Below are 13,819 nucleotides of genomic sequence, written 5' to 3'. Positions count from 1 at the left end.
AACCGATGAAAGAGGGCTGAAAAAGCCACAGTCTTTCATCGCATCACTGAAAAAGGTCAGTCAGCCCGGAGCATATAGCCTGCGTTCCGGACAGTATGGATCAGCGGTTGTTCGAACGGTTTATCCACTTTCTGTCTCAGGCGGGACACATGGACGTCAATCACGTTCGTCTGTGGGTCGAAGTGATAATCCCACACGCCTTCAAGCAGCATCGTACGGGTGACGACCTGTCCGGCATGACGCATCAGAAACTCAAGCAGACGAAACTCTCGTGGCTGGAGGTCGATCTTCTGGCCTTCGCGTTTCACCGTCCGGGAAAGCAGGTCCATTTCAAGACCGTTGATTTCCAGCTTGGTCTGGGGCGCTGACTCGTTGCGGCCCCGCCGTCCGAGCGCCTCGACACGGGCCAGAAGCTCCGAGAAGGCGAAGGGCTTGGTCAGATAATCATCACCACCGGCCTTGAGGCCGGCAACGCGATCGTCCACGTCCGCCAGCGCGGAAAGGATCAATACCGGAGTCGCGTTGGCCTGCGAGCGGAGCGTCTCAAGGATGCGAAGTCCATCAATGCCGCCGGGCAGCATGCGATCAAGGATGATCACATCGAATTTTTCGCTGACGGCAAGGAACAGGCCATCCTTGCCATTGTCGGCCTGCTCGACGAGGTGGCCTGTCTCGGTCAGTCCCTTGGCGACGAAACCACGGACTGTCGGATCATCCTCAACGAGAAGTATGCGCATAAAACCTGATCTCCGATGCTGCGACGGGTCGCATACTGAATTAAGCGAAAGATTAGAGAGAGTTGCCGCTTCTGTCACGTGAGGGGCTACGCCGCTGTTTGCCTCTCTCCCGGTTTCCTGCGGAAAAGTAGCCTTACATGAGGTGTTATTCATGTAACGGCGAGGTTGCCTTCATGCACCGACTTCAGTGGATTTCAGGCGAGGTCATGCTCGTCGAGATCACGCCAACTGCCACGGGACAGGATCTCGGCGGGGCGGAAGTTGGTCTTGTAGGCCATCTTGCGGCTCTGCGCGATCCAGTAGCCGAGATAGACGTAGGGCAGGCGTCGTCGTCTGGCGTGCTCGATCAGCCAGAGGACCGCAAAACTGCCGAGAGAACGTGCGCTGTCGGTCGTGTCGTAAAAACTGTAGACTGCGGATAGTCCGTCGGAGAGGGTATCCACCAGACTGACCGCCATGAGATGATTTTCCGGCGATCGGAACTCCACCATGAAAGTGTCGATGGGGGTATCCTCCACCATGGAGCGATAATCGGCGAAATTCATGCTGGCCATGTCGCCGGTCGCATGGCGGGCAAGCTGATACTGACGGAACAGCACGAATTGCTCGGCGGTTGCCTTTGCAGGCACCTGAAAGCCCTGCAGATCAGAACTGGCTTTAAAGACGCGTTTCTGCGTGCGGCTGGGAGTAAATCGCTGAACGGGAATACGGATCGGCACGCAGGCGTTACAGCCGTTGCAGACCGGTGCGTAGGCAATGGCGTGACTGCGACGGAAGCCGGCGCGTGACAGCCGGTCGTGCAGCGCTTCCGCATTGGGGCCGGAAAGATCGGTGACGACCTTCCGCTCCATCCTGTCGGGCAGATAGGGGCAGGGCTGGGGAGCGGTCGTATAGAAAAACTGCGGGTGGCGAGACGAAAAAGTCATCAGTCTTCTGCCTCCCGCACTGCTGTGTCATTCTCTGCCGGACGATTTCATCCGGCAGACTGCGGATAATGACGAACAGTCATGCCGTCAGTCAATTGAAGACCGGGTATGTCCTCATTCTTTTCTCAGAGTTGATAGGCTACGCCAAGACGGAGCTGGACGCCGTTGCGCCAGGCGGTTTCGTTGTTTGAGTAGGAGTAGGCACTTCCGTAGGAACTGGAGGTGGAATTGAAATAGTTTGCGTGCCCATAATTGAGGTAGGTGTAGCGTACTCCGCCCGTCAGGTGAAAACAGTCTGTCATGCGGTAATCGAGTGCAATATCACCACTCCATTCAGGACGGGATCCTTTGTCAGAGTAGTATCCATTGCTATTATAGTGGGTGCCTACCTTGAGATACTGCGCCCAGCCAGCGCGCCCGCGAATGACAAGTCTGGAAGTGATGGCGTAGTCGACGTGAAGCGCCAGTCCTACATAGCCTTTTCCGTAAGCTGTATATGTATCATAGCCTCCGGCGCTATAACCACCCTGTACGACTGGTGTGATAAGCAGTCGGTCGTTCAGAAGCAGAAAGCCTTTTCCGATCTCACCCGTCACGTTGATGCCCGATCGGTTGAAGCCCACATTGTCGCGGGCTCCATAGTGGTTGGGGGAAGATCCGCTTCTGATGGCGGTCTCATGATAATGATAGTTTTCGTTGATGTTCCCGCTGTCCAGAGTGAATGACGACGCCACATACAGATGCTTCAGAATGCTTGTATCAAACATATACTGGGCATCGGCCCGAAAGCCGGGTGTCCAGCCAGTGGCGTGGTCACGGTAGCTACTATTTGACTGATAGGTGTCAGTATAATGATAACCTTGATATGTGCTGTTGTACTGTCGATTGCCCTTGGCGATCACGTCCTGAAAATTACCCGTCACAGACAGACCGATTTCCCTGTTGACGGCGACGACTGCGGGAGGAGCCGCGCAGGCTGCGTCGATCATTGAAAATGTAAGTGTTGCGGTTGTCAGGCAGGTCAGAAGAGCGGTCTTGCGAATCATCAGGTTCAGGGCTTTCACCAGCGTTGGAACGTTGGTGAACTGCATGCCACATGTATCAGCGTAGTTACATTGTGATTAAAAGCGTCACAGAGGTTGTGTATTTTTAAGTGACTGATTTTGTTTGCATTATGTGTTTTTGGTTGTGTTTATATTTTTGGAGTGTTGCGATTTCATCACTGTAAAATGACAGTATCGGCAGACGGAATTGCGGCTGCCGATACGTTGCCCCGATTACATAAGCCCGATTACTGCGCCTTGATACGCTGCGCGGCCTCAATGGCGAAATAGGTCAGGATACCGTTCGCACCGGCCCGCTTGAAGGCCAGAAGACTTTCCATCACGGCCCGTTCATGATCCAGCCAGCCATTCTGGATGGCCGCCATCAGCATCGCGTACTCGCCCGAGACCTGATAGGCGAAGGTCGGCACGGAGAAGCTGTCACGCACACGTCGGATGATGTCGAGATAGGGCATGCCCGGCTTGACCATGACCATGTCCGCGCCTTCGAGAAGATCCGTCTCGACTTCGCGTAGAGCCTCGTCCGAATTGGCCGGGTCCATCTGATAGGTTTTCTTGTCGCCTTTCAGAAGGCCGCCAGAACCGAGAGCGTCACGGAACGGACCGTAGAATGCGCTCGCGTATTTGGCGGCATAGGACATGATGCGGGTGTTGATCAGGCCATTTTCGTCCAGATCCCGGCGGATGGCTTCGATGCGGCCGTCCATCATGTCGGAAGGGGCGATGATGTCGATCCCGGCTGCAGCCTGATTGGTCGCCTGTACCTTCAGGATATCGACAGACTTGTCGTTCACGACATAGCCGTTCTCGATAATCCCGTCGTGGCCATGATTGGTGTAAGGATCTAGCGCGACATCGCCGATCAGTCCCATGTCGGGGAATTCTTTTTTGAGCAGGCGGGCGGCCCGGCACATCAGATTGTCAGGGTTGAGCGCTTCAGTTCCGGCTTCGTCACGCACTTCGGAGGGGGTGATAGGGAACAGGGCCAGTGCGGGGATGTCCAGCCTGGCGGCTGTTTCAACATGCGCCGCCAGCCTGTCGAGCGTGACACGCTGTACGCCGGGCATCGACGCAACGTCCGTAACGGAGTTGCTGCCTTCCATCACGAAGATCGGCCAGATCAGATCATCAATGGAAAGACTGTTCTCGGCAACCAGTCTGCGGGTGAAACGGTCCTGCCTGTTGCGGCGCAGGCGTGTCAGTGGAAAACGACCGACGGTCATGACAACTCCTCTTGTCCCGTTGGATACCGCAATCAGGGCGATAGGCACGGCGTGAACACACATGATTCCCATCACGCCCGAACAGATGCTGTCGGGTTCGACAGAAACGTGGCTAAAGCAGACCGGGGCGGCGGCAGGCCGCACGGGATATGCTCCTTACAGCAGAGGGATTATGCGCCCTGCTGACGGGTTTGCAAAATTTCCCTCACGATTGTCCGACCTGTTATGATGACTGCAAATCAGGAGATTTCGGTCAGCGCAAGGTATGATTCCCAGTCGGAATATTTCGGATTGAAAATTAGGTGGTTGCGGCTGTTTCCCGGGTATTCATTTATATCTCGTTAGGGCGTGTCGTCAGTTAAGCGGGAGGATTATGCCGCTTGTACTCCTGCCTGATGTGTGATGTTTTTTCCCTGTTTCTGGAACAGGGAGAGTGTAAATGCGACGGTATGGTCTGAGCGATGGTCAGTGGGAGCGGATAAAAGATCTTCTCCCGGGTCGCGAAGGTCATGTCGGCGGGACTGCTGCGGATAACCGTCTGTTTATCGAAGCCGTGCTGTATCGTTATCGCGCAGGCATTCCCTGGCGTGACCTGCCTGTCTCCTTTGGGGACTGGAAGAACGTGCACCGGCATCTGGCCGCCGATCGCGACAATGAATACATGATGATCGACAGCACGATTGTCCGGGCTCACCAGCACAGCGCGGGTGCCCGTAAAAAAGGAGTGCGGATCAGGCTATCGGACGGTCCCGGGGCGGCCTGACCACGAAAATCCATGCCACTGTCGATGCTGCGGGAAAGGTCGTGACTCTTTCGCTGACACCAGGACAAAGCGCCGACATCACCGAAGCAGATACCCTTCTGGATGAAGTCGATCCCGAAACCTTTATCGCCGACAAGGCGTATGATGCTGATCCGCTTATCGAAAAGCTTGAAGAACGGCAGATCACACCGGTTATTCCATCAAGGAGAAACCGACGCCATCCAAGGAAAATCCTCTCCTCGCTTTATAAAAAAAGGAAAATCATCGAACGCTTCTTCGCCAGACTTAAACAGTTTGGAGGTATTGCAACATGATATGACAAGCTGAAGTCAACTTTCCTCGCAGCCGGGCAATTTGTCTCCGCCATCATTGGAATTAACTGACGACACACCCTGAAACTGTTGAGGCGCTCAATGATCCAGACGCCGTAAGCAGAAGTGGCGGAAAGCAGAATGGTGCCGGGTCTGAGGAAGATCTCGATGGAGGAGAAGGTAGTGGTTATGTTGCGCAGGTCACACTGGACAAAACGGATATTCCCATCGAGGTCGGCGTCGCTCCTTTGCGACCGGGCATGGCCGTCACCGCCGGAATTGCAATCGGAAAGCGCAGAGTGATCTTCTATCTCCTGTCGCCAATCCAGAGATATGTGCAAGATACGGGGAGAGAAAGATAATTATGAAGTGCGAACATTTATTTGTTTGGAATAAACAATGAATTATAACATAAAAAACACTAGACGAAAAATAAATAATATTTGTTTATTTTACACAACATTTTTTATTCTACAAGCGCATCCGACACATGCGGCCATTATCCGCAAGGTTGGAGCTGCTCTCGGTCCAGATTGTGAGAGAGCAACTTTTTACCACTCGACCGATCCCAAAGGTCGCATATTATCAATCTACGAAGGACCAGCACATCAGGCAGTCGCACTTATTATGGAAGGAGCTACAATCGCCCAAATGCAGGGTTTCTACATTGATCTCGAAACAGGAAAATTATTAAATAAAGGAATGACAAAGATTTTAATCAACTCAAACAAAGAAGAGCTTCATTTTTTAAATAAAAATAAACTTACTCGCTCTGAACCCATTGAGTCCATTTTTTCTCCGGTTCACACTGTAAGTTACAATGATGCGGTCATTACATTCAATAGTTCTTATTCGCGGCGGTGCGCATGGCCGTTTCAGCCAGAAGTTTTTTTTAAAGACAACAAAAATCTTGGAATCTATTTTACATTCTCAACCTGGACCCCGGGAAAGAAATTCAACGATGCTGAGTTCTCTTGTGGTATAACTTCAACAGTGTCAACATACACAAGCGACTTAACTTCAGCTGTCCCTGAATTCATAGTCGTTGGAGATAAGGTCATTGTCAAGAATAACGACCCATCAGAAATCATCGTGATGAAAAAAAATTATTTCTACTCCGGACTGTCTGGAAAGATTGACATGAAAAGCGAGTGGAGACGCTATGGAGCTCTGCTTCCAATTCCTGAAAAAGATGTGGCACTACCGTTCAAATACCTGACGAAAGGAATTTTATCTCCTCAACAAGCAATTTCGGAAGCAAATAAAAATATCCTTTCTGGAAAGGGCGAGTAATTATGGCGACGATCCTGACTCTTCGAGAAATGGTGTCAAACGCCATCGAACTCAATGAAAACACACCAGCAAACGAATTGAGTTTGGCCAATGCAGGCACAAGCGGTTATTCAGTCGGACTCACACAGTATGATTTTGGGGCACATAGCGATGCATCCGGAGCCGCTGCGGGAACTGATGCCCAAACCGTTAGAAGCGAATTTAATTCACTGCTCGAAAACACACGAAGCGAATCTGGTCTTGCAGAATCTCAAGTCAATACGATTGAACAAAACATTGGTGTAAAAGGAGGCAGCTCTGCGATTACACCAGCGATGGTGGAAGGAGTGAACAAAGCATTAACCACTTCGAGCGGCGCTTTGTTTACATCAGAGACAGATTCGCAAGACCTGGGGCGTGTCATCAGTTAGCTCCGATGACAGCGGAGACGAGTTGCACTGCTGCGATGAAGGTTGATTTCAGCTTATCGTAGCGTGTCGCTATGCCTCTGAACTGCTTCAGTGTGGCAAAGAACCGTTCAATGATGTTTCGTTTTTTATAAATTGAAAAACGGGTTTTTCGTGGAAAGATACGGTTTTTCTTTGACGGAACAACCGGTGTGATCCCGCGCTCTTCAAGCTTTTCGATGAGGGAAGCAGCGTTGTAAGCCCTGTCGGCGATGAAGGCCTCGGGATCGACTTCATCGAGCAATGGCTCTGCTTCTGTGATGTCCGCCCTTTGCCCGGGTGTCAGGGAAAGAGCCACAGCCTTTCCCGCAGCATCGACAATGGCATGGGTTTTGGTAGTCAGTCCGCCACGGGATCGGCCGATGGCCTGATCCGCCCCCCCCTTTTTTTTTAGGCGCCTGCGCTATGCTGGTGAACGCGGACAATCGTGCTGTCGACCATCATGTATTCGTTGTCATGGTCAGCAGCCAGATGCCGGAAAATCTGTTCAATCACACCGCTTTCACACCAGCGATGCAGCCGTCGGTGCATGTTCTTCCAGTCCCCAAAGCGGACAGGCAGGTCACGCCGGGGAATGCCTGCACGATAACGATACAGCACGGCTTCGATAAACAGACGGTTATCAGCAGCCGTCCCGCCGACATGACCTTCGCGACCCGGGAGAAGATCTTTTATCCGCTCCCACTGACCGTCGCTCAGACCATACCGTCGCATTTACACTCTCCCTGTTCCAGAAACAGGGAAAAAACATCACACATCAGGCAGGAGTACAAGCGGCATAATCCTCCCGCTTAACTGACGACACGCCCTAGGAAGGGCGGTTTTTCTTGGGAAATGATCATGTTGGCGTTGCTATCGGATATTTCGATATTACCTGTACAGATTAACCTATAGATGTGGCGTTTCTGTTTCTCTGGCGAAAATAATTGGAGATAACGACGATTGGTCTTGCGGAAATGCGACGGGCGAGGCATATCTGAATCATTGCGAAACCGATAGAAATGAGTCTCATGACGTTCCCGCATTCGCGTAATACGAAGAGCAGTCGCGCTGCTATTCTCCGCTCTTTACTGGGCGGGGTCGCTCTTCTTGCAGTAACAGCCTCGGCGCGGGCAGACGAACCCATTCCCCAGACGGAACAAAGCGATATTGCAACGCTTGCTCCCTGGTCGCCCCATACGCTTCTGGTTGTGGATGCGGCGTATCAGCATGGCAAGGATGGCCGCGCCTACGTGGTGGACGCCGATAAGGGACGTCTGCTGGGAATGGTGCAGGCCGCCTACAACCCCAATGTCGTTCTGTCGCCTGACGCCAGCCATTTCTTTGTTGGTGAAACAACGTGGGAACGCGGTAATCGCGGTGAGCGCAACGACCTGCTGGCTGAATATGAAAGCAGCACGCTGAAGATCGTCGCTGACGAAAAGCTTCCATCCCGTGCGCTGGTCACGCCCAAGCGCAATAACCTCGCGATCAGCGCGGACGGGTCTCATGTCTATGTTTACCAGATGAGCCCGGGCAGTGCGGTCGAAGTGGTGGATACCGCGTCCCATAAGGTCACGCAGACGGTTGATGTGCCGGGTTGCGCGTTGATTTACCCTTGGGGCAACAGCGGTTTTTCATCGCTCTGCGCTGACGGTACGCTGGCCAATGTCAGCATCGGCGCTGACGGCAAGCCGTCCATGACGCATAGCGCGGCTTTCTTCGAGCCCGATCACGACGGTATCTTTGAACAGAGCCCGTCCGTGACCAAGGACGGTATGGCCTGGTTCATCAGCTATACCGGCAAGGTTTACGAAACGAAGCTCGGTGCGGATGCTGTTGTCAGCAAGCCATGGTCCCTTCAGGAAGGTGCCGGCATGAAGGCGGCGCCGGACTCGTCGAAGCCTTTCGAGGTGACCTGGCGTCCGGGTGGCTGGCAGATGTCAGCGCTGCACAAAAGCAATCATGAACTGTATGTGCTGATGCACAAGGGACCGTTCTGGAGCCACAAGGACGGCGGTTCGGAAGTCTGGGTTTACGATACGGAAACGCACAAACGCGTTCGCCGTATGTCCCTGCCAACGCCTAGTCCGATGGTTGGTGTGACACAGGATGATCACCCGCTGATGTTCACAACTGACGAAGATACGGGCGATTTTTACATCCTTGATGCGAAAACCGGCAAACAGGTACACAAGATGAAGGCCCTGGGCGGTTCGCTGATCTTCACGGTTGCGCCCGGTGAAGGATGAATGCCGCCTCTCTCGTGATGGGTGGAGTGTCAGCTCTCTGCGCCGGAGGTGTGGGGATCATGTTTCTGGTTGCCGGGGTATCCAAGCTCCGGGAACATGACCTCTTTCTGGGGACGCTATCGTCCTACCGGCTTCTGCCTGCGTGGTCTCTTGAGGCCGTGGCATGGGGGCTCGGTGTGACGGAGGTGCTTGTCGGCCTGATGTTGCTGTCCGGTGTTGGACTGGGCGTCGGAGGTGTCGTCGCTGCAGGTCTGATGGTGGTCTTCGCTCTGGCGATGGGTATCAACGTCATGCGGGGGCGTACTGATCTGTCCTGTGGTTGCACGCCAGGTCAGAAAGGCGAGACGCTTTCCTGGTCACTGGTTTTACGAACACTGGTTTGTGGTGTGCCTGCCCTGCTGCCTGCGGTGGCTGGAGCGGCGCCTTCAGTCAGTGTCCAGCTTGAGGGCGTCGCCTGTGGCGTGGCTCTGTGGGTGCTCTGGCAGGCGCTGCGTGTGCTGCCGGATATGTCTCTCAGTGATGCGACAGGAGAACGGGCATGATGATCGCTCTTCTCATCTGGCAGGGCTTTCTGACGGTTCTGGTGCTGATCCTTGCTGTGACGCTGCTCGCGCTCGCACGCCAGATTGGTGTTCTTCATGAACGGACCGCGCCGATTGGCGATCAGGAAGCGCGTCCGGGACTGGATGTCGGACAAACTGTCCCGAGACTGGTTCTGCACACGCTGGAAGACAGGCCGGTCATGATCGGAGACGCCCTGCAACCGGGGCATTACCAGATGCTCCTGTTCGTGGCGCCCGAATGCCCCGTCTGCAAACGCGTTATTCCCATTGCGCGTGATGTGGCCGCGACCAGAGGGTTCGAGTTTTTGTTTGTAGGGGACGGTCCTGTTCCCGAACTTCAGGACATGGTGGCCAGCCGCCCTGAGATGCAGGGTGTTCCGCTTCTGACGGGAGTGGAGCTTGGGCTGGTCCTGCAAATCAACCGTCTGCCTGCTTTGGTGCTGCTTGATGAGCGCGGCGTCATCCGGGTCAAGGATATTGTGAATACACGCCGTCAGATCGAGGACCTGCTGGACACTGTTCCGGTAGCTCCGAAAGTCGAGCGGGTGGAGACAGGAGTGATTTCTCATGCTGCCGTCTGAAAAGAAACAGGGTTCAATGCTGGATCGTCTGACAGAAAGCGTTCTTCGGCGGATCGCTGGGCGTACCTCGCGCCGCGATGTGCTGACAAAGGTCGGTGGCGCTGTTGCGGCGGCTCCGGCATTCATGCTGCTGCCAGTCAGCCGTGCTGATGCGGCGACCGCGAAGCCCAGACCTCAGTCACCGTTTGCTGCGAAAGCACAGGCCAAGGATGATCTGGCCTGCGATTACTGGCGTTACTGCGCCATCGACGGCAATCTCTGCACTTCCTGCGGTGGTGGCACCCATACATGCCCGCCGGGAACCGCGCCGTCCCCTACCTCGTGGATCGGCAGCTGTTACAATCCGCAGGATGGCAATTCCTACATGATTGCCTATCGTGACTGCTGTGGTCAGGACTCCTGTAACGAGGTGACCTGCCTCAATACGGATGGCGATCAGCCGTCCTATCGCCCGATGGCCAACAACGACATCATCTGGTGTTTCGGAACGGGAACATCGGAGATGTACAACTGCTCGACCGCAGCCGTGGTCGGCAAGGCATCGTAAGACCCCAGAAGCAGATTGTAGTGATAATGAAGAAAATTCTCTTTTCCCTGAGTGCGGCAGCCCTTCTTGCCGGGGGCGTGGCCGTCTCCGGTCCGGCGCATGCCGCGGCCGACGGACAGCAGCTTTACACAGGTAATTGCAGCCTTTGCCATCAGGCCAGCGCTGCGGGTGTTGTCGGTCAGTTCCCACCGCTCAAGGGACGTATCGGCGCCATTGCTTCCACGCCGGAAGGCAAGGCTTACGTGATGCACGTGCTGCTCAATGGTCTGTCGGGTATGATCAAGGCGGGTGGTAATCCGTATATGGGTTACATGCCGGCTTTCGGCGCGCAGAGTGACGAGAATATTGCGGCCATTCTGACCTATGTTGCGTCTCTCAGCGACGTAAAGCCTGCGCCGACCTTCACCGCCGATGAGGTGAAGAAGGAACGTGCGTCTTCCCTGACGCCTGCGGCTGTTCTTGAAGAGCGAAACAAGTTGAATGCTGCGCATCCTGTTCCCTGAAAAAGCAGGGCAACGGCGTTCAGTTTTCGGAATGGCTCTCATGATGCGGGCTGTTCCGGTTCTGATGCTGATTGCAGGAAGCGGGTTCTTCCTGTCCGGTATTTCCCATGCTGCGGATTCCGTGGAGCACGCCACTGTGCTTGACCACACCAGCGTGACCTATCTGTCTCATTGTGGCGGATGTCATGGCATTGAGGGTGTGTCAGGGAACAGTTTCGTTCCAACCCTGCGCAACGCTGTCGGTGGGTTCGCCTGCACGGATGAAGGACGCGCCTACCTGATCCGCGTGCCAGGGGTGTCGATGTCGCTCATCCGTGACGATCAGACGCTCGCCGATGTCATGAATTTTGTCATGTTCCGTCTGGCGGGAACCAGTCTGCCAAAAGGATTTCGACCTTATACGGCAGCCGAGATTCATCAATGGCGGGGAGAACCTTTGTCCGTTCCGGATTTCATGGCGCAGCGTGGTCAGACCCTCGAGCGGTCTCTGGCGGCCTGTGCACAGAAGACTGCAAAGAAACTGTAAAAACAAAACGGTCGCTCATCTCTGTAATCTTCTTGATACCGGGACGTCGCTGACCAGCCAGTATGATGTCAGACAAGGAGTGTTCCGCGTATGGTTTTTCGTCCCCGTCTTTCCATTGGTGCGTATTTTGCGCTCCAGCTTGTTTCTCTGCCAGCTTTTGCACAGGAGAGACTCACACCGGAAGAGTCGGGACGTCCGCTGGTTGGTGAGGAAACAGAAGCCGAAAAAGCTGATGCAGCCAAGGTGGACGTGAATCTTCAACCGCCCGGAAGCCATAGCTGGTTTGACGATCTTGAAGGCCATATTGTTGTCGAAGCCGGTGTCAACGGTAACCCCTGGACCCACACAGGGCGTAACTGGGCGCAGTCCTATGTCGATCGCGCCAATACCGCGACCCTTAACCAGATCACTGGCACGCTGTCCCATCCGGTTTCCGATATCGGCGCCGGATACGGGCTCGGTTTCACGTTTGAAGTCCTGTATGGCTCGGACGCGCGCTTCAATCCGACCATCGGTATGGCTGACGGGGCCATCACCGGCATGTACCAGTTTGCGCCCACGCAGGCGCATGTTGATGCGCATCTTCCGTGGTTCACAAAGGATGGTGTCGATCTCCAGATCGGGCAGATGTACGGCATGCAGGGCGTGGAAGGGACAGATGCGCTGGAGCGTCCTTTCTACAGCTATAATTACTCGTCTGACTTCATCGTGCCGTTCGAAGTCATCGGTGTGACTGCCACGGTCCATCTGGCGGACCATTTCGACTGGATTCTTGGTGTGAACGCCGGTAACTCGACGTCATTCGGCGGTGCGAAAAACAACAGTCGTCCGAAAGGATATTTCGGTTTCCAGTCCAACGGCCTTCTGGATGGAAAGCTGGATATTTCCGCTCTTGCCTATGTCGGACCACAGCAGAGCGTGTACGCCATCGGCAGAGACGCCAATCATGAGATGGAATATATCGGCGACATCATCGCGTCCTACAAAATCAATGACGCGACGACATTTACTCTCAACGGCACGTATTTTCACGACGACTATCTTCAGGACGATGTTTACGGCGTCACGGCCTATTTCGCCCATGACTTCTATCCCTGGTTGACGCTCAACGTCCGAGGCGAGATCTTCCGCGACAATAATGGCGGCGTGGTCGGCAACAATACTTCGACAATGTCTTATGTGAACGAGTTGCGTGGTCGGCCCTATCCTTACGATTACGCCGCCGGAACCACCTATGGTGAACTGACGGTCGGTGTGGCCTATCGTCCGCAGTTTCTGCATCTGCCGAAAGGCAGTCTGACCATCCGTCCGGAACTGCGTCTGGATAAGTCGCTGAATGGAACAAGGCCTTTCAACCGTGTGTCTCCCACGGACGATCCGACCATCAATTATGCGAACAATGGCACCAACAACATGTTCTGGTTCAGCTGTGACGCAATCTGGGCATTCTGAAGCCTACAGACAGGAGCCCGGACGATGACAGCGCTGATCTGCGTCAATGTGCTTCTGACGGTGGTTCTGCTGGCGACGCTCTTTGTGACCTGGCGTCTGACACGTCAGGTCAGACAGCTTTTTAGGGAGATCGCACCGGCGGGGGCGCTGACGGGGTCGAAAGGCCCCCAGCCGGGCGACGTCTGTCCGTCTGGCCCGTTCCGTTTGCTGAATGGAGCGGCTTTCAGTCCGGCAGGTAGTCGAGAGACGACGCTTATGCTGTTTGTCTCCGCAACATGCCCTATTTCTCGCAAGATCATTCCGATTGCACAGGATTTCTGCCGGAAAGAGCATGTGGATCTGGTTTTCGCAGGGGATGATGCGCCCGAAGTCCAGCAGCGTTTTGTTCAGCAGTCAGGGATAAAGGCGGATCACTTTGTCAATGATCCGACCATTGGGCGCGTGCTGGAGGTCGACAAACTGCCTGCCGCGTTCCTGCTTTCTTCAGAAGGCGTCATACTGTCCCGGGGGCTGGTGAACAGCCGCGAGCATCTTGAAAGTCTGCTCAACGCCTGGGAAAGCGGTTTTACAACGGTGCAGGATTACATCACGCACCGTAAGCGCCAGAAAGTTCAGGCAGCCTGATAGCTGCTTTCAGCCAACAGTTCTTTTCA

Annotated in this window: 15 protein-coding genes and 1 pseudogene; 11 read left to right on the top strand and 5 right to left on the bottom strand. The window is 54.4% G+C overall.

The window, feature by feature from the left end; translation table 11 throughout:
* Positions 1-56: 56 nt before the first annotated feature.
* The 4 genes from GVI59_RS06300 to hemB all read right to left on the bottom strand — a co-directional run bounded on the left by GVI59_RS06300 (position 57) and on the right by hemB (position 3,950).
* Positions 57-737 (bottom strand): winged helix-turn-helix domain-containing protein, encoded by a 681-nt coding sequence (locus tag GVI59_RS06300; protein WP_173573446.1) that lies wholly within the window; start codon positions 735-737, stop codon positions 57-59.
* Positions 738-931: 194 nt separating this feature from the next.
* On the bottom strand, positions 932-1,663 hold the full coding sequence (locus GVI59_RS06295; protein WP_173573445.1) for an arginyltransferase: 732 nt from the start codon (positions 1,661-1,663) through the stop codon (positions 932-934).
* A gap of 125 nt (positions 1,664-1,788) precedes the next feature.
* Positions 1,789-2,754 carry a hypothetical protein gene (locus tag GVI59_RS06290; RefSeq protein ID WP_173573444.1) on the bottom strand — a complete coding sequence of 322 codons (966 nt, stop codon included), beginning with the start codon at positions 2,752-2,754 and terminating at the stop codon, positions 1,789-1,791.
* 200 nt (positions 2,755-2,954) lie between these two features.
* Positions 2,955-3,950, bottom strand: coding sequence for a porphobilinogen synthase (hemB, locus tag GVI59_RS06285; RefSeq protein WP_173573562.1), 996 nt, complete (start codon positions 3,948-3,950; stop codon positions 2,955-2,957).
* A 439-nt stretch (positions 3,951-4,389) separates the two neighbouring features.
* Between hemB and GVI59_RS06280 the strand changes: the two are divergent.
* The 3 genes and pseudogenes from GVI59_RS06280 to GVI59_RS06270 form a co-directional block, all read left to right on the top strand.
* Positions 4,390-5,024: pseudogene (locus GVI59_RS06280) on the top strand (IS5 family transposase); the annotation flags it as partial.
* 399 nt (positions 5,025-5,423) lie between these two features.
* A complete protein-coding gene (locus tag GVI59_RS06275; protein WP_173573443.1) occupies positions 5,424-6,317 on the top strand; it encodes a hypothetical protein in 894 nt (297 codons plus the stop codon).
* Between the two features lie 2 nt (positions 6,318-6,319).
* Positions 6,320-6,727: a hypothetical protein gene (locus tag GVI59_RS06270; protein ID WP_173573442.1), complete on the top strand. Its 408-nt coding sequence runs from the start codon at positions 6,320-6,322 to the stop codon at positions 6,725-6,727.
* On the opposite strand, the gene GVI59_RS06265 is transcribed toward GVI59_RS06270, so the two are convergent.
* Positions 6,720-7,477 (bottom strand): IS5 family transposase gene (locus GVI59_RS06265; RefSeq protein ID WP_173573441.1). Its coding sequence is split into 2 segments (ribosomal slippage): positions 6,720-7,154 and positions 7,157-7,477, totalling 756 coding nucleotides; the frame shifts between segments, so codons are not numbered across the junction. The two genes, GVI59_RS06270 and GVI59_RS06265, sit on opposite strands and share 8 nt — an antisense overlap.
* Positions 7,478-7,764: 287 nt before the next feature.
* On the opposite strand from GVI59_RS06265, the gene GVI59_RS06260 reads away from it, so the two are divergent.
* The 8 genes from GVI59_RS06260 to GVI59_RS06225 all read left to right on the top strand — a co-directional run bounded on the left by GVI59_RS06260 (position 7,765) and on the right by GVI59_RS06225 (position 13,790).
* The gene (locus GVI59_RS06260; protein WP_173573440.1) at positions 7,765-8,994 is read left to right on the top strand and encodes an amine dehydrogenase large subunit; all 1,230 of its coding nucleotides are present in this window, start codon (positions 7,765-7,767) and stop codon (positions 8,992-8,994) included.
* A complete protein-coding gene (locus GVI59_RS06255) occupies positions 8,991-9,536 on the top strand; it encodes a MauE/DoxX family redox-associated membrane protein (RefSeq protein WP_173573439.1) in 546 nt (181 codons plus the stop codon). Before GVI59_RS06260 ends, GVI59_RS06255 begins: the two co-directional genes overlap by 4 nt.
* Entirely contained in the window at positions 9,533-10,138 is a 606-nt protein-coding gene (locus GVI59_RS06250; RefSeq protein ID WP_173573438.1) for a thioredoxin domain-containing protein, read from the top strand. Before GVI59_RS06255 ends, GVI59_RS06250 begins: the two co-directional genes overlap by 4 nt.
* Positions 10,125-10,685, top strand: coding sequence for a methylamine dehydrogenase (amicyanin) small subunit (gene mauA, locus GVI59_RS06245; protein ID WP_173573437.1), 561 nt, complete (start codon positions 10,125-10,127; stop codon positions 10,683-10,685). Before GVI59_RS06250 ends, mauA begins: the two co-directional genes overlap by 14 nt.
* A gap of 26 nt (positions 10,686-10,711) precedes the next feature.
* Positions 10,712-11,188 (top strand): c-type cytochrome, encoded by a 477-nt coding sequence (locus GVI59_RS06240; protein ID WP_173573436.1) that lies wholly within the window; start codon positions 10,712-10,714, stop codon positions 11,186-11,188.
* Positions 11,166-11,714 (top strand): c-type cytochrome, encoded by a 549-nt coding sequence (locus tag GVI59_RS06235; protein ID WP_173573435.1) that lies wholly within the window; start codon positions 11,166-11,168, stop codon positions 11,712-11,714. Before GVI59_RS06240 ends, GVI59_RS06235 begins: the two co-directional genes overlap by 23 nt.
* 90 nt (positions 11,715-11,804) lie before the next feature.
* Positions 11,805-13,166, top strand: coding sequence for an outer membrane beta-barrel protein (locus GVI59_RS06230; RefSeq protein ID WP_173573434.1), 1,362 nt, complete (start codon positions 11,805-11,807; stop codon positions 13,164-13,166).
* 24 nt (positions 13,167-13,190) lie between these two features.
* The gene (locus GVI59_RS06225) at positions 13,191-13,790 is read left to right on the top strand and encodes a thioredoxin domain-containing protein (RefSeq protein ID WP_173573433.1); all 600 of its coding nucleotides are present in this window, start codon (positions 13,191-13,193) and stop codon (positions 13,788-13,790) included.
* The last annotated feature ends 29 nt before the right edge of the window (positions 13,791-13,819 follow it).

The organism is Acetobacter sicerae, assembly GCF_011516765.1.
GTDB lineage: Bacteria > Pseudomonadota > Alphaproteobacteria > Acetobacterales > Acetobacteraceae > Acetobacter > Acetobacter sicerae.
The sequence above is the reverse complement of the archived record's forward strand: the minus strand, read 5'-3'. Positions and strand labels throughout refer to the sequence as shown.